Here is a 15,480-nt window from a genome sequence, read left to right on the forward strand (position 1 = left end):
CACGGAACTGGGATCATCAGCCGGTCATGGCGCTGAACCCCGAGAAAAAGGTGCAAGCTGTATCCTGATTTAACGCGCAACTATGTTGACAAACACCGCGTATCGTTGATGACCATCGTGCGATTCGACATGAATTCAGCGAGTTCATCGGTGGTCGGCATGGCATCAGAGCAACCTTTTCGAGTGACCACCAGGGCCGCCGCGGCAGAGCCTTGTGTCACGCAGTCTGTTAACGGCTCTCCATCGTAGTGTGAGCTGAGAAACGATGCCATGAAGGCATCCCCCGCCCCGACGGGTTTGAGTGCCTCCACGGGGAAGACACCGGTGCGGATTTCACGCTCACCCTGAAAGGATATCGCGCCCTCGCCGCCCATCTTGTAGATGCAGATCTCGACACCGGCCTTGGCCAGGTGTCGCCCATGCTCTGCAGACAAGTCAGTGTCTCCTGCGAGCACGGCAAATTCTTCCTCATTGCCCACCAGAATCGTGCTGTTCCGTGCCGCCTCGCTGCAGATGCTACTGGCCTGTTCCACACTCGCCCAGGAATAGGGTCGGTAATCCACATCGAGCACGACATCGATGCCAGCCTCACGTGCCTTCTCGATCAGCAGGAACACCGCCGTACGTGACGGTTCGCGTGCCAAGGCGGTACCCGTAATCACGACAGCGGTGATACCCGCAAGGTCCAGCGCCTGAATACTCGAGGCATCCAGGTCAAAGTCTGCGGCACCGTTGCGATAGATCAGCGTTTCATGATCTTCAATGCGAGACTCTGACAAGGCCAGTGAACTGCGTGTCTCTGCACCCGATGCCTGCACCAGTGAACTATCGATACCGTGTACCGCCAACTGCTTTAGACAGAAGCGTCCTACCGGGTCGTCGGACAAGGCCGTCAACAGCGCAACGTCAGCTCCGAGGCGTGACAGACCCGCTGCTATGTTGGCCGCCGAGCCGCCCAGCTGCGCGGAGAACTGCGTGGCATCGGCAATCTTGGTTCCCGCAGGTTCCGGGTACAGGTCCATACCCGCACGTCCAACAACAATGAAACGCTTGCGTGCGGAGAGGGTCGAGCTGCTCATGGTTCATTTCCTGAAGTGGTACTGCGTTCAATCAAGTCGACGGGCAAGGTCACACGCACCGGCGTTTCCGGGTCTTGCAGCAGTTGACGGATGCCCTGCACCGTCGCCTCCAACACCGCATCCATGTTCTGCGCCACGGTGGACAGACGATACGCCGTCCAGTTGGCCATTTCGATATTGTCGTAACCAATCAGCTGGTAGTCCTGCGGTGCGTTCATGCCGTAGGTCTCACGAGCCGTGTCCTTGAAGCCCATGGCCATCATGTCATTACCGCAGAACACGCCATCGGGCGGGTTGGGCGCGCCGAAGAACTTGTCTGCTGCCTTCACTCCGCTTTCGTAGCTGTGATCGCCTTCGTAGGCGGCAACCGCAACACTGCCGGCCTCATCCAGACCTGCCAGAAAACCCTCTATCCTTGCCTCACTCGGGTCCGCATTTACGACCCCCGAGTGGCCGGACACAAAGGCAATGCGCTGACAGCCAGCCTTCGTCAGAAACCGAGCAGCCGCCATACCGCCCGCGTAGTGATCACTGGTGACATAGTTGGCAGCCAGCCCCACCGTCTGGCCTCGGTTGATCACCAGGGCCGGTATGCTGCGCTGAGAGCACTGGGTCAGCAGACTCGCCTGCGGCATGAATCCCGACATGACCACAGCCGACGGCAGATAGCCCATGATGGTCTCCGCCCGGGTGCTGGCAATGCGCGCATTGGGTACCTGAAACACCAGCGGTAGCGTCCCTTCACGTTCGAACTCACGAATCAGACGCGTCATGATCGTGGCCCGCACCGGGTTCGTGATATCACGAACAATCAGGGCGATGACATGCGGGTACTCTCGCATCACCAGCCGGGAGGCCACCGTTGGACGGTAACCGATTTCATGCGCCATTTTCAGTATGCGCCGGCGCACATCCGGAGAAATTCGGGAGTTCGGATCGAACGCCCGCGACACGGTAGAGCGGGAGACAGACAGTCGTTCGGCTATATCGTGGGCGGTTATGCGTTCGGACATCGTGTCTCTACCCGGCTGGACCGTTCAACAACACTTTCAAATGCCGCTCGGAATTGAATGAGGCGTTGAAGGCGGCCTGCACATCTGCCAACTCGAACGCACCAGTCAGTATGGGTCGTGGATCAACGGCACCGCTGACGAGCATATGCGCTGAACGAGCAAAAACCCCATTCTGCCGGAATGTCGATATCAAGTCGATTTCCCGCGTCGTCATCTGGTTGAACGGCACCGCGCATTCCTGGGAAGAGATCATCCCGACCAGCACCGCCTTGCCACCGCGGAGCACCAGACGGATCACATCGTTGAAGGCCGCGGTATGTCCCGAGGCCTCGAAGCCGATATCGAATTCCCCACCGGCCGCATCCATCGCGTCGATCACGGCCCTGTCATTCGCGTCGATGACATCGGTCGCCCCCATCTGCAGGGCAATGCTGCGACGAAAGGTACTCGGGTCAGAGACGCAGATGCGCGCAGCACCTGCAGCCTTTGCTGTCGCCGCAATCAGCGAGCCGATGGTGCCTCCTCCCGTGATCAGGACAGAGCGCCCCAGCAGCGGCCCTGCACGCTCTACCGCGTGTACGGCAACCGACAAGGGCTCGGTCACCGCCAGAATGTTGTGGGGCGTCGCCACCGGCACCTTGACGCAGCGAACAGCACTCACCGTAAAGCTGTCGCGATAGCCGCCGTGCAGGTGCGGATCGTGACTGGCCGAACCCATGAACTGGACGTTGGCACACAGATTGGCTCGTCCTGCCCGGCAGCCCGCACAATGCCCACAGGTCAGTGCCGGGTCGATCACGACGCGATCACCCACCGCCAGATCCTTCACCTCACCTCCCGCCTCGATGACATCGCCACTCATCTCATGACCCAGAGCAAACGGCGTTTTCAGCACGAAGGGGCCCATGCGACCGTGGCGGAAATAGTGTTGGTCGGAACCACAGATTCCGGCAGCCCCCAATCGAATACGCACGGCACCCGGTTCCAGTGCTTCGACCGGCAGGGATTGGTAGCGAAGGTCTTCGGCACCGTACAAGACCGCACCCATGGTGGTCGTAATTGACTGCGAGTTCACGATCAGGCTCCTTTCAGAAAATCGGGTAAAGCGGTACTCAGCGCTGGAAAGAACAACAATGCCAACAGCGCCAGAATGAGAGGCAAGGCAAACAGCAGCAGACTGCGGCTCACGAATGCGGGGGTAACATTGGCCACCTTCGCCAGCACAAAAATTACCATGCCCACCGGCGGCGTCAGCAGCCCCAGCATCAGATTGAACATGAAGAAGATGCCGAAGTGGATGGGATCGATCCCCAGTGAATTCGCGGTGGGCAGCAGGATTGGCACCAGGATGGTAATGGCGGCGATCATGTCCAGGAAACAACCGACAATCAGCGTGACACCAGCGACCAGCAGCAGGAATACCCAAGGGCTCTCGGTGATGCCTGTCACCAGGCTATTGACCAGCTCGCCGACATTATTGGCCGTCAACAACCAGGAGAAGATGGCAGAGCCTGCCACGATGATCAGAATGGAACTGGTGGTGCTTGCCGTCTCACGACTGATACGGATGAAGTCCGCAAAACTCATTGACCGGAACACCAGCGTGCTCAGCAGGATGGCATAGGCCGAAGCTGCAACTGCTGCTTCTGTCGAGGTGAAGACACCGGTCATGATGCCGCCAATGATGATCACCGGCGTCAACAGCGGGAACAGGGCCTTGCGCCCGGTAGACAATACAAGCTTGACGTCAAACGGTGTGCTGGGCTGGTAGTTGCGTCGACGGGCCACCACGTAGATGGTGAGACTCATCAGAGCGGCCAGCATCACACCCGGCACGATACCGGCGAGGAACAGCCGCCCGATGGACTCGGAGGCGACCACGCCATAGATGATCAATGGCAATGAAGGCGGAATCAGCGGGCCAATGATGGAACTGGCACCGGTGATGCCGATAGAGAAATCATCGTCGTAGCCGGCTTCACGCATGGCCTTGATCTCGATGGCGCCAAGACCACCAACATCGGCCACAGCCGCACCGGACATACCGGAGAAGATGACGCTGGCGGCCACATTGACGTGTCCTAGCCCGCCTTTCATCCAGCCAACCAGTGAGTTGGCGAAGGCAAAGATTCGTTCGGTGACACCACCGACGTTCATGACCGAACCTGCCAGAATGAAGAACGGAATGGCCAGCAGCGTAAAGCTGTCGACACCGTTGATCATGCGAAACAGAACCTGTGGTGTACCCAGGCCTTCGGTCAGCAAGAGATAGGTCATCGATGCCCCGACCAGGGCAAAGCCCACAGGCAGGCCCAGTACCAGCAGCACGATGAGAGAGACAAACAGGATACTCATGACTGGGTGTCCTTCGCGGTGGCTGGTTTAACCAGCTCGACCAGGCGATTGATGCTGGCAACCAACTGGAGCAGCAGCCCCACGAGTACCACGTAATAGATGATCGATTTAGGAAGCGGCATGGAGCTCATGGTCTGAGAAGAGAGTGCAATCAGGGCCTTGGCCTGCCAGGCCAGCACGCCAACGATAATGACAACGAATAGCTCACCGGCCGCCAGCAACCAGCGGCGTGCGTTCGTGGGCAAGGAATCGGCCAGCATCTCGATGGCGATATGTTCACCTCGGCGAGTCACGACCGGCAACCCGAGGAATGCGGTGAGGATCAGAAGATAACGAGCGAGCTCTTCCGTCCAGCCCAAGGGCATGTTCAGGAAATAGCGAAAGAAGAATTGTGCGAAGACCACTCCACCGAGTGTCCAGAAAGCAAGCAGCAATCCGCTTTCGCTGATCACTCCCAAAACGTTAGATACACGACTGCGCATGATGTGGCTCGCGGTAAGCGCGGGAAGGCATCGCGCCCTCCCGCAGGGTTTATCAGTCAGCCAGTGCCGTTACGCTATTGACCAGCTCTTCGCCCCACTCGGCCTTGACGGCCGGAATGACCAGCTCGGCGAAAGGTGCGCGATCGACTTCCACGATTTCAACGTCATCGCCTGCCTTGAACTTGTCAAACAGCTCTTCTTCACGGGCATACACCTTGTCGGAGAACAGGGCTGAGGCTTCCTTGGTCACTTCGGTGAACAGCGCACGGTCTTCTTCTGACAGCTTGCTCCACAGAGGTCCGCCGATGACAGAGACCACCGATGATGTGATGTGGCTTGTCTTGGCAACGAAGTTCTGCACTTCATAGAACTTGTTGGATTCGATGATGGTAATCGGGTTCTCCTGCCCCTCTACCACGCCTTGTTGCAAGGCCAGGTACACCTCGGCAAACGAGATAGGCGTCGGGTTGGCGCCAACGGCTGTGGGGTAGATCTTCCACAACGGTGCATTGGCCACACGAATCTTCATGCCTTTCATGTCTTCAGGCGTATCGATGCGTTCCTTGGAGCTGGTCTGACGTGATCCGAAGTACAGGATGGACGTCACCTTGTTGCCGGTCTTGTCCATGTAGCCCTGAGATACATCAGCGAAGATATCGCTGTCCTGGTAGGTCTTCCAATGGTCGTAGTCCTTCCAGATAAAAGGCGCTTCGGAGATAGCCATGGGCTTGTGGAACTGTCCCAGGAAAGTAGGACCGGTGTAGGCCATCTGGATGGATCCGATCTGCAGTCCTTCAGTGATTGTCTCTTCGTTGCCCAACTGCGAGCTGGGGAAAACATCGACTTCATAAGCGCCATCACTACGCGCTTCAATCTCGTCAGCGATCCACAGCGCGGCTTCGTTGTACAAGGTGTTGGCCTCGTATACGTGTGCGAACTTGATGGTTTGTTGGGCCAGTGCGGGGCCTGCGACAGCAGCAAGCGTTACGACGGCAAGGGTGCAGATCTTCTTCATGGTGTATTCCTCCGGGGTGCAAAATGTGCATGCTATCAGAGGAAAACGTTGGTTTTCGCGGGATTCAGATGTTTATTTGTGCAATTTTTGCACTGTAAAATCAGATGGTGGGATGGTGGTGAGGGTTGGGGAGCTGAGGGATAGGGAGGACGAGTGAACCGATGACGGCGTGGCGGCGGTAAAACGTTGTTACCCATGCATCCGGGGAATCTCTCCCCTGTCAGCCCACTTGATTATAAAGACACTTCTTGATCAACGTGCCCTGCAATAGACCGATATTTCTTGATCGCGAAGGCCGGGTAAGCTCGCGGTTTGAACTGTTAGCTACCATATTGACAATCAGAATATTTTTTATTATCCATACCGACAAATTTATCTCGAATGAGAGAGCACTACCGTTGAATTCAGCGTGAAGAGCATTCGTTAGCTGAGATCGCTTCCAGACTGAAGAGACCAATCTCGTTTACAGCAAGCCTCTTTTCCTCCATCGTCTTTATTTGGAACGATTCAATATATTCGCTGGACATGTAACCTCTTTTTGACCTAATTTCCACTGCATTCCTGGAGACGGAAAGCCGGAAAATCATCAAGACAATGACTCGTACGACTCTAGCGCTGTTAACGGCGACCTTTTATCTGATTGGATGCGGGGGCGGTAGCGGAGATTCAAACGACTCCGATGTTGTTATCCCTCAGGATGATGCAATCAATCCATTCGAGCCTATTCCGTCACCAACGGAGACGCCACCTTCCGAACCGACCACACCGACACTGCCTCCCGTCGAGGAGGAAGAACCTGCACCCGAGCCCGTTCCAGAACCAGAACCAGAACCAGAACCCATTGCCCCACCTCAGAACGAGGGGACTGCACGCGTTGTAGTCGCTGACCCGACAGATACTGACTGTACGGGGCTGATCAACCTGGCACTGGAACTTTACGGACTACCCACTGATCGTGAAAACACCGCGTCAACCGAGGGCGGACCGATAGACACAGCCTTGCTTGACTGGGCTGGCATAGAAACAACTGTGGTCTTCGAATTCAGTCAATCATTCAGTGGTTGCCGGGCAACTTATGTGTACGGTGGTCCGGCGATCCAGGTGCCTGCGATTGTGCCGGTGGTGGTTACACCTGAACCACAACCAGAGCCGATACCCGAACCAGAGCCGATACCCGAACCAGAGCCGATACCCGAACCTGAGCCGGTACCACAACCTGAGCCAATTCCTGAGCCCGAGCCACAACCACAGCCACAGCCACAACCACAGCCACAGCCACAGCCACAGCCACAGCCAAGTCAGACTGATGACTACAATTGCAGCGACTTCGCCACTCAGGCTGAGGCTCAACGTGTGTTCGAAGCATCGAGACCAGGTGATCCACACCGTCTTGATGGAGACAAAGATGGCGTGGCCTGCGAGTCACTGCCATAGTGATGACCACTGGTCAGCGCAGGGTCAATAACGACGCGTCGAAGCACCGCTCCAGGCTGGAGCGAGGCTCGCACTATCAACGATTAGAGCTGTTTTTCTACGGTGCTATTTACCCACATCGGATTGCGCAGCAGTAGAAACCAATTGGCTTTTCTCACCTTGGCTGAGAAGCCCAGCCTTTTGAAAATCTTTTGCCGCGCGGGAAACACAACTCACATAACTACCATGGTTTTTCCAAGTATCGTCCGCGGGGCACAACTGAGCGATAGAGCAACCATCACTATTCACTATGCCGCCTGATTCTGTTGCATCACAGCTGTCCGGCTCGTCGTCCAAAACACCATCGTTATCATCATCAATGTCACAGACATTGCCATCAGAATCACTGTCAGTATTGACCTGATCCGAGTTGGCGATGAGTGGGCAATTATCAATGTCATCTATGACTCCGTCCCCATCGGTGTCAATTTCGCAGACATCACCGGTACCATCACCATCGGCATCGGCTTGATCAGCGTTAGAAATAGTCGGACAGTTATCGACATCATCTATAACCGTGTCTTCATCTGTATCCGATTCACAAGCATCGCCAGTCCCATCACCATCAGAGTCGCCCTGAGTCGGATTGGCCACAATTGGACAATTATCGTCAATGTCCAACACAGTGTCAGAATCTGTGTCTTCACACGCATCGCCTATACCGTTGTCATCAAAGTCGGCCTGGTCTGCATTGAAATCGTCTGGACAGTTATCGACATCGTCCGACATACCATCTCCGTCACTATCGCCACCAGTACCCGGCTCAGATAACCAGACTTCATTTGCCTGTCTTCCTCTAGCAACGAATATATCGGGTGACCCATCATCATTAAGATCCCCAAAGTCTATTCCCAGACCATTAGTAGCTAGTGTTTGTGAGAACGTAAATATTCCACTACCGTCGTTTGACAGAACACGCGAATTCCCTCCAAATTCAAGCAGGAACGCATCGAGATCACCATCACCATCGAGATCTAACAATGCCACCTCGGTACCGCTAGTGCCGAAATTGTTCTGCAACGTATCCGTCAAGAATCCGAAACCATCGTTTAGCCAGATCTTGGTAAAAGAGCCATTAACGCGACTGAGTAAAACGTCATTGTCACCGTCTCCATCAACATCCCCCAAATCTACCAGGCCGCTGTCCAAACCCGACTGCCCTGAAGAGACGAAGAATCCAGCACCGTCGTTGAGCAATACGGTGCCGCCCGTGTTATTGGACGAATAGACATCGACATCTCCATCACCGTCCATGTCTGCAAGACTGATGTAATACCCCGCATCCAGGCTTTGACCCGTAGTTGCATACTCTCCGCTGCCGTCGTTCAAAAACACCTGCGACCCGTAGGCCCCGCCCATGAACGCATCGAGATCTCCATCTCCGTCCAGATCTGCCAGCTCCACTTGACACGCTGCGGTACATACAGTGCTGAACATATGCGATTTCCAGAACGCCCCGGCGCCATCATTCATCCAGACTTCACTTTCAACACCACCATAACTATTGTTTATGAAGATGACATCGTCGTCGCCATCACCGTCCAGATCCCCCATATCCATATCCATACCTGCAGGACCGAACGCCAACCCTTCTGTAAAGAAACCAAAGCCATCGTTGAGCCATACCCCGGTTGGTCCATACTGATGATGTGCATTCAATACAATGGCATCCAGATCACCGTCATCGTCGATATCTCGAAGGACCGCCTCCAGACTGAAATCAAAACAATTTGTAGGAGTCGAACAATTCGGTGTCAAGGGGACTGCATCCAGCAACTGATTCGTATTGGCAAAGTCACCAGGTGCGGCGTACGTGCTAGTCACGACGAATGCATTCGCCGCAATCAATATGATCGAGTAATTCCATGCTCGCATCGTATGCATCAAACCAGACCTCTCAGTTTCACAGTTGCAATTCTGTCGGAGGTTATCAGATATTCGCTTTCCAACAAAATTTTAATTGGCCTTCGACCAACAGAACTTACAGGGACATGATCTTTTTTGGCTATATCCGGGTTTCGCAACGAGTCGATCCTCGGTTCATGCTATGCCGCAAGGCCTTTCCGATGTAGTCAGCATGTACGGAAACGGCGCGGGATCTGTGCAGGAATGTCCACATCCCCAATGGTGAGGAGGATCATGTCGGCAAAGGCTTCCAGGTGACGGAAGCCACTGGCTCGGTTCTTCACGATCTTGGCAATGCGGTTGATGCCCTCGCTGATCGCGTTCGTCAGACGCGTATCGCTGTAGGCAATCACCGCATCGAGATGCTTGCGCACGGTTTTGACAAACCGGCGTATCGGTTCGATGCGGCTCAGTAGCGCACTTCGTGTCCAACGCTTGAGAAAACGTTTCGCCCCCACCGGCTGCGATAATTCCACAGTTGCTCGAACTCGTCCTTGAGCCGCCAAGCACGATAGATTCGCCGGTTGCTCTTCTCCAGTGCCTTCAGGGCGGCTGTGTCGGCGCGCGAGCGGGTACTCGAATGTCGATAGAGCATCCAGCGCAGCCCCTTGACCGCCTTCTTGTCGTGTTTCGATGCCTCCCGCCAGGCCTGCTTTCTCACCTGGTCGACGGCCTCGTTGAGGGCCTTGACGATATGGAAGCGATCGAGCACGAGAGTGGCTTGAGGGCAATGTTCGCGGATGGCGCCGATATAGCTTGCACTCATGTCGCAGCAGGCGGCACGGACCTGCTGGCGTTGCCAGGGGCTGAGCGCTTCGGTGAAGAAACGGTCTATCGTGTCTCGGCCTCTGCCCTTGCCGATCCAGATCACCTTGGACGTATCTAGATCGTAGATCAGCGTCGCGTACTTGTGGCGCTTGTGGTAGGAGATCTCGTCGATACCGAGAGTACGCAGGCCTCGGATCCTGTGACCATGACGATGTCGCTCGATGCTTCGATGCAGCAGGTCCGAAAGCGTTGAGGGTGCGGTCTGAAGCAGCTTCGCTGCCGCCTTCTGTGTCATGCTCTGGCAGAGGCTGAACAGGCTGTGCTCGAAGCGGTAGGTGATGCGCGAATGAGGGGCCGCCCAGGGAATATTCTCTTCGCAGCGACCATGGGTCGGGCAGTGGATCTCCCTGGGGAAATAGCAGAACACCAAGCGGTGTCCGCCTACACTCAGATCCCGCCACTCGCGCAGCTTGGGGCGGGTACGGACAATCTTGCACCGGCGGTCGCAGTCGGGGCAGCGGCACCCGTTCTTGAAGGATCTGACGTACAGCCGAACGAGCTTGTCCCGATGAAAGGAAAAGTCGACGAGCTTGAGCTCTTTGAGTTTGAGCAATCGTGCGATAGTCTTGAGGCTGGCCATGGGTCTGATGGAGGTTGATGTTTCGCAACTCCAACGTTACCTGAAGATCCATGGCCTCTTCAGCTACCCGATGCCTCTCTCAAGCCGTTGCGAGATCCGGATAGAACCTAATTCCTGCCTTAGTCCTTCAAGGAAAAAAGGGAGGGCCCGACCTTGGTCGGACCACCCGCTTGTCTGGCAAATTCAATCAACCACTGCTGAGTCTGCTAGAACTGCCGCCGCACACTGGGTACAGGTAATCATCATTTGCTCTCGATTCCCATCTCCACGATCGACTTCAATGTGGTCAGTGCTGTTTCGTTGTAAGTGATGACTCGTTCCACGAAATCCTCGGCCATTCTGGCTCCCAAGCGAACAAACCCATCATGCTCTATCAGCAGCATGGATTCGCCGTTATCGTCGTCCGACTCTTGCCGAAACACGCCAGGCAATTCGATTTCGATCATCTTCACACCATCGATTTCGATCAGCTTCCATTCACTGACCGCCAATTCATCCATGTCGCCCCCATCTCCCGGGTGCCCATCGTCACCAGTCGTACGTACTTCCGAGTAGTCGATATCGTCTGTATCAATCCCTGTTCGCGCAATCCAATCAGTACATTCGGGCTTGACGGGGAAGTCTGTTTCTTCATGGTCAGCATCCGAACCTTCCGGGTACTGCTCATGGAAATCCGGATCCTCTTCATCATGGTCGGCATTGTAAGATTCTCCGGCACCCTGCTCACCCACGAATTCACCCGTGTCAACACTGTCTACCGGGTAAATCGTGTCGGACGCATGACCATCGCCAGGCTGCGAATCAGGATAGAAAACACCATCGGAACCTGTGTATGCGGCACATTCATCCAGACCTGTATGATCTGCGGGGTATGTATGGTATTGATCCACGCCTCCCACGCCAGAATCCATTTCGTAGGGCAGCATTTCTCCGAACTCCTCATGACTGCCTTCAGAACCCACCTGCCAATGTACACTTCCGCGAGTAGGAAGTGTTCCATCGTCCAATTCTTCAGCACTGAGCTTCATGACGCCATCCAGCCCAACCCCGGATGCTTGTATCATCAGCTTCGTGTCAGCCAACGCAGATTCACGAACCGTATCCAGTGTGGCAATTGCAACATGTTGACCGTCCATCACCGCATTGACCACATTGCAGTTGTCAAGATACTGCGCACAATATTCCCGACTCTGTTCATCCTGAGGTTGGTGATTGAACAGCACATAGGGGTGAGATGTCTGCCGTACGTTGATCTTGTGTGCCAGCGAACCAGATGAAAACATGTCAGCTGGGTCCACCAGACTGAACCACAACGTATCGACTTCATCTTGCCAGAAATGATTGATGACCTTTCTGCCACCCACATCCTGCGTAACAGCCTTCAGCTGCATCCGTCCACCGTCATTGACGATGACAGCGGTGCCGTCTTCAGTGAATTCCACTTGGCCTTCAGGACCTTCCGAGCGAACCGGTATCCACTCTCCTTCTACCAGCGAATAATTCGCCATGTGCAAATCATCTTCAGCGTTCTCCTGCACCCATCCACCTGAGCCGACGTCGTACAGATAGTCCTCGGTTACCAGCGAATCACCTGAAGCGTTCAACTGCACATGACCGTAACGGGCATTGCAATCGACCATCGGGTAATCAACGTCACCCATGTAGTCACCGTCATCGGCATCTCCATCATCAAGTGCGTCGAAAATTTCATCGCTATCCACGTGCATCGATTCGTCGTATTCGTCGTATTCGTCGTAACGGTTGTCATGATGGCAATCGAACTCCATCCAGTAGACACCCTCTGTCAGTAGCTGTTTGATATCTGACTGAACCACTTCCACACGATCCCGAATGGCATCTATGCGCTCTTCAACCGCATCTGTGGCATCCGCCGGTCTCAGGTTCACAGCCAGGTCATCGGGATTGAAAACTCTTGCAGCATCGCCACTCGCCGATTCCGACGTATCTCCCGGACCGACAAGATCTGCTACTTGTCGGGCAATCTCCGGCAACAAATCACGCACTTCACTGCGCACAATCTCGCGAATGGCCCGCTGGGTATCTCCGCTACCTGCAACGTCGACACCGCTGGACACCGCCGCGTTCTCAACCTGCGTCTCGATATCTTTCATCAGACTCGCCACAACACGAGCAGTGTCATGCAAATAACGAAATTTCTCCGCCTTTGCACCATCGCCACTCGTATCGTTGCCCTCAGCCACATAGTCAGAAAACAGGCTGATATCCGCCTCTTCGATGCCCAGGATGGTTTTTACCGTCTGCTCCGCATCGTCAATATCCAGCGCTGGATTCGCTCGTAATTCCTGGTGGATCAATGTGGTAATCGGACTCAGAAATTCGGGTTTATCAGCAGGCGCGATGAATACGAGGGGTTGGCCTACAGCTTCGCCAGTATCTTCATCTATGGCTTCAGCGGGGATGTCCGCAACGATCGATTTCCCTTGGGCTTCATCGGAAATTTCCAGATCATAGACGCCGCCGTCTCCTGTGACGGTTGATGGTTCGTCATTGTCACAGGAATCGTTATCATTCAGATCCACGCAGACAGTTGCGCCTTGTATGTAACCATCGGCTACGCGACCCGACACTGTCGATACGGAACTCTGAGAAGATGTGTTATCCGACCCTTCAGCTTCACCAACTGCGGCGCCTGTCTCAGGCTCGACCGCGGCGTCATTGTCTCCACCGCCACCGCCACAGGCCACCAGGAAAAATGACAGCGCCACAGGGGACGCTCGACGTACAAATCGTTCTAGACTCACTCGAATACTCCGGTTATTGAATCGGGAATTTACGACACCGAGGAGAAGGCAGTACCGCTGACATTTGCACAATATTTCGTGTACTTGCGCCGAATTGACTGTTCACAACCCCTGATCGGTCCCTACAGGAATCGACGATTGCGGGGCGTTCTTTACGGCTATGCGAGATAACACCAGGTAAGCATCGAAGAATTCAGACGAACATGCCTCAGCAGATAACCCGCTGAGCGGAATGAATGTACAGACATGGCCCAGGGGTGATCACTATGAGAAGTTTCGATTTCGCGGCCAAACAGTTCTTGCCGATCCAGCGCGTCTCAGCTTCTACTCGCGCATGGCGAATCTGACCACTGTCGAGCTCGCGCAAAACAAGAACTTCTCGCTGTCGAATCTGCTCGTACTACAACCAGCCTTGTAGTAGAGTAGATCTACGCTCTGTAATGGACGCGTCGGAGGGAGTTTCCGAAATGACGACACCTCAAGACAGCTGGACAGACGACAGTGCCTACGAAGCCTATGTCGGTCGATGGAGCCGCCGAGTTGGCGAAGGCTTTCTCCGCTGGCTCGACCCGTTTGAACAAGCCCGTTGGCTCGATTTCGGCTGCGGGACCGGTGCGCTGACGAGCCAGATCCTTGCCTCCTGTGCCCCTCGACAGATCATCGGCATCGAACCGTCAGAGGAATTTCTTGCATCGGCACGCCGGCAGATCGTGGATGCTCGAGTCAGGTTCCAGCAAGGCTCGGATGATCGGATTCCAGTCAATGACGGCGAGATTGATTTCGCAGTATCCGGTTTGGTCTTGAATTTCGTATCTGACCAGAAAAAGGTGATCAAGGCGCTTCTCCGCACGTTGAACCCAGGCGGCACACTCGCAGCCTATGTATGGGATTACGCCGGGCACGTGCAGTTCATGCGACACTTCTGGGACGTCGCCGTCGAACTGAACCCGGAGGCTCGAGACAAGGATGAAGGCGTCTGCTTTCCCCTGTGTCGACCCGGACCACTGCACGCACTATTCGAATCATCCGGACTTCGCGACGTCGATGTGACAGCGATGGATATCACTACACCGTTCTCGGATTTTTCCGATTACTGGACGCCGTTTCTCAGCGATGTGGCGCCAGCTCCGGGATATTGCGCTTCGCTCGACGAGGAATCGCGAACCAGGCTGGAGTCGCGCCTGCGAGAGAGACTGCCTACCGATTCAGACGGGAGGATATTGCTCGCCGCCAGAGCATGGGCTGTGAAAGGAACAGGGCAATGATACGAAACCGACTCGGGATCAGAGCTCGCTATCCGACTCCGCCAACTGAGAACAGTGGCCATGTTCCTGGAACGCCTTTCAGTTCATGCAAGCCCTTATCCACGAATTGCAATCCGGAGCCAGCGACCAGATCACGAACCGTGCCCGAAACCAGCACTTCCCCACTCTGGGACAGCCCGGATATCCGGGCTCCAATGTGCACGGCTATACCACCCAACTGCCCGTCAACCATTTCACACTCACCGGTGTGAATACCGGCTCGTACCTCCAGACCAATCGTTTTGAGATTGGAGACAATCGATTGCGCACATCGAATGGCTCTGGCTGGGCCGTCAAACGACGCCAGAAAGCCATCCCCTGTCGTGTTGATTTCTCGACCACGATACAGTGCCAATTCATTTCGCACCGCTTCGTGGTGCGCCGAAATCAGTTGTTTCCATGCACTATCTCCGATCGCTGACAGCGTCCTCGTGGAATCAACTATATCCGTGAACAACACGGTGGCCAGGACACGGTCGACCGAAGCCGTACCATGATTGCCAGTCATGAATGATTCGGGTCTACGCGGATTCGTGTGGGTTAATCTTCGCGTTTTTGGGTAGTGGCGGCAGGAATGATGCGATGGTTTTGAGCTTGAGATATTCTTCGTCTCGATAGCCATAGGCTTTGCGCTGTATCACTCGTATCTTGCTGTTGACGCCT

General features: G+C 55.0%; 15 protein-coding genes. 2 read left to right on the forward strand and 13 right to left on the reverse strand.

The window, feature by feature from the left end:
• Window positions 1-80: 80 nt before the first annotated feature.
• The 7 genes from iolC to ACUNV4_RS29860 form a co-directional block, all read right to left on the reverse strand.
• The gene (iolC, locus tag ACUNV4_RS29830) at window positions 81-1,079 is read right to left on the reverse strand and encodes a 5-dehydro-2-deoxygluconokinase (protein WP_430882329.1); all 999 of its coding nucleotides are present in this window, start codon (window positions 1,077-1,079) and stop codon (window positions 81-83) included.
• Complete coding sequence (locus ACUNV4_RS29835; protein WP_430882330.1) at window positions 1,076-2,092, reverse strand: LacI family DNA-binding transcriptional regulator; 1,017 nt, start codon at window positions 2,090-2,092, stop codon at window positions 1,076-1,078. The genes iolC and ACUNV4_RS29835 overlap by 4 nt, the downstream gene beginning before the upstream one ends.
• 7 nt (window positions 2,093-2,099) lie before the next feature.
• Window positions 2,100-3,167: an alcohol dehydrogenase catalytic domain-containing protein gene (locus ACUNV4_RS29840; RefSeq protein WP_430882331.1), complete on the reverse strand. Its 1,068-nt coding sequence runs from the start codon at window positions 3,165-3,167 to the stop codon at window positions 2,100-2,102.
• 2 nt (window positions 3,168-3,169) lie between these two features.
• Window positions 3,170-4,447 carry a TRAP transporter large permease gene (locus ACUNV4_RS29845; RefSeq protein ID WP_430882332.1) on the reverse strand — a complete coding sequence of 426 codons (1,278 nt, stop codon included), beginning with the start codon at window positions 4,445-4,447 and terminating at the stop codon, window positions 3,170-3,172.
• Entirely contained in the window at window positions 4,444-4,929 is a 486-nt protein-coding gene (locus ACUNV4_RS29850; RefSeq protein ID WP_430882333.1) for a TRAP transporter small permease, read from the reverse strand. The genes ACUNV4_RS29845 and ACUNV4_RS29850 overlap by 4 nt, the downstream gene beginning before the upstream one ends.
• A gap of 52 nt (window positions 4,930-4,981) precedes the next feature.
• Entirely contained in the window at window positions 4,982-5,944 is a 963-nt protein-coding gene (locus ACUNV4_RS29855) for a DctP family TRAP transporter solute-binding subunit (protein WP_430882334.1), read from the reverse strand.
• A gap of 1,126 nt (window positions 5,945-7,070) precedes the next feature.
• Window positions 7,071-7,241, reverse strand: a complete 171-nt coding sequence (locus tag ACUNV4_RS29860; protein WP_430882343.1) for a hypothetical protein — start codon at window positions 7,239-7,241, stop codon at window positions 7,071-7,073.
• Between ACUNV4_RS29860 and ACUNV4_RS29865 the strand changes: the two genes are divergently transcribed.
• Window positions 7,169-7,378, forward strand: coding sequence for an excalibur calcium-binding domain-containing protein (locus ACUNV4_RS29865; RefSeq protein ID WP_430882341.1), 210 nt, complete (start codon window positions 7,169-7,171; stop codon window positions 7,376-7,378). The two genes, ACUNV4_RS29860 and ACUNV4_RS29865, sit on opposite strands and share 73 nt — an antisense overlap.
• Window positions 7,379-7,483: 105 nt before the next feature.
• Here ACUNV4_RS29865 and ACUNV4_RS29870 read toward each other — a convergent pair whose 3' ends face one another.
• The 4 genes from ACUNV4_RS29870 to ACUNV4_RS29885 all read right to left on the reverse strand — a co-directional run bounded on the left by ACUNV4_RS29870 (window position 7,484) and on the right by ACUNV4_RS29885 (window position 13,513).
• Window positions 7,484-9,301, reverse strand: coding sequence for a thrombospondin type 3 repeat-containing protein (locus ACUNV4_RS29870; RefSeq protein ID WP_430882335.1), 1,818 nt, complete (start codon window positions 9,299-9,301; stop codon window positions 7,484-7,486).
• 188 nt (window positions 9,302-9,489) lie between these two features.
• Window positions 9,490-9,696, reverse strand: coding sequence for a transposase (locus ACUNV4_RS29875; RefSeq protein ID WP_430882336.1), 207 nt, complete (start codon window positions 9,694-9,696; stop codon window positions 9,490-9,492).
• Window positions 9,697-9,731: 35 nt separating this feature from the next.
• Window positions 9,732-10,730: an ISL3 family transposase gene (locus tag ACUNV4_RS29880; protein ID WP_430882337.1), complete on the reverse strand. Its 999-nt coding sequence runs from the start codon at window positions 10,728-10,730 to the stop codon at window positions 9,732-9,734.
• Window positions 10,731-10,972: 242 nt separating this feature from the next.
• Complete coding sequence (locus ACUNV4_RS29885) at window positions 10,973-13,513, reverse strand: hypothetical protein (protein ID WP_430882338.1); 2,541 nt, start codon at window positions 13,511-13,513, stop codon at window positions 10,973-10,975.
• Window positions 13,514-13,980: 467 nt separating this feature from the next.
• Between ACUNV4_RS29885 and ACUNV4_RS29890 the strand changes: the two genes are divergently transcribed.
• Window positions 13,981-14,778, forward strand: a complete 798-nt coding sequence (locus tag ACUNV4_RS29890; protein ID WP_430882339.1) for a class I SAM-dependent methyltransferase — start codon at window positions 13,981-13,983, stop codon at window positions 14,776-14,778.
• 28 nt (window positions 14,779-14,806) lie between these two features.
• Here ACUNV4_RS29890 and ACUNV4_RS29895 read toward each other — a convergent pair whose 3' ends face one another.
• Both ACUNV4_RS29895 and ACUNV4_RS29900 read right to left on the reverse strand, forming a co-directional pair.
• Window positions 14,807-15,325, reverse strand: coding sequence for an adenylate/guanylate cyclase domain-containing protein (locus ACUNV4_RS29895; protein WP_430882340.1), 519 nt, complete (start codon window positions 15,323-15,325; stop codon window positions 14,807-14,809).
• Between the two features lie 13 nt (window positions 15,326-15,338).
• On the reverse strand, window positions 15,339-15,480 hold a 142-nt coding region (locus ACUNV4_RS29900; RefSeq protein ID WP_430882342.1), incomplete at its 5' end, for a transposase.

It is taken from the genome of Granulosicoccus sp. 3-233 (assembly GCF_052681095.1).

Coding starts and splice junctions, on each gene's coding strand:
- ACUNV4_RS29880 (WP_430882337.1), bottom strand. CDS start 10,730: ATGGCCAGCCTCAAGACTATCGCACGATTGCTCAAACTCAAAGAGCTC.
- ACUNV4_RS29870 (WP_430882335.1), bottom strand. CDS start 9,301: ATGCATACGATGCGAGCATGGAATTACTCGATCATATTGATTGCGGCG.
- ACUNV4_RS29895 (WP_430882340.1), bottom strand. CDS start 15,325: ATGACTGGCAATCATGGTACGGCTTCGGTCGACCGTGTCCTGGCCACC.
- ACUNV4_RS29850 (WP_430882333.1), bottom strand. CDS start 4,929: ATGCGCAGTCGTGTATCTAACGTTTTGGGAGTGATCAGCGAAAGCGGA.
- ACUNV4_RS29845 (WP_430882332.1), bottom strand. CDS start 4,447: ATGAGTATCCTGTTTGTCTCTCTCATCGTGCTGCTGGTACTGGGCCTG.
- ACUNV4_RS29890 (WP_430882339.1), top strand. CDS start 13,981: ATGACGACACCTCAAGACAGCTGGACAGACGACAGTGCCTACGAAGCC.
- ACUNV4_RS29835 (WP_430882330.1), bottom strand. CDS start 2,092: ATGTCCGAACGCATAACCGCCCACGATATAGCCGAACGACTGTCTGTC.
- ACUNV4_RS29855 (WP_430882334.1), bottom strand. CDS start 5,944: ATGAAGAAGATCTGCACCCTTGCCGTCGTAACGCTTGCTGCTGTCGCA.
- iolC (WP_430882329.1), bottom strand. CDS start 1,079: ATGAGCAGCTCGACCCTCTCCGCACGCAAGCGTTTCATTGTTGTTGGA.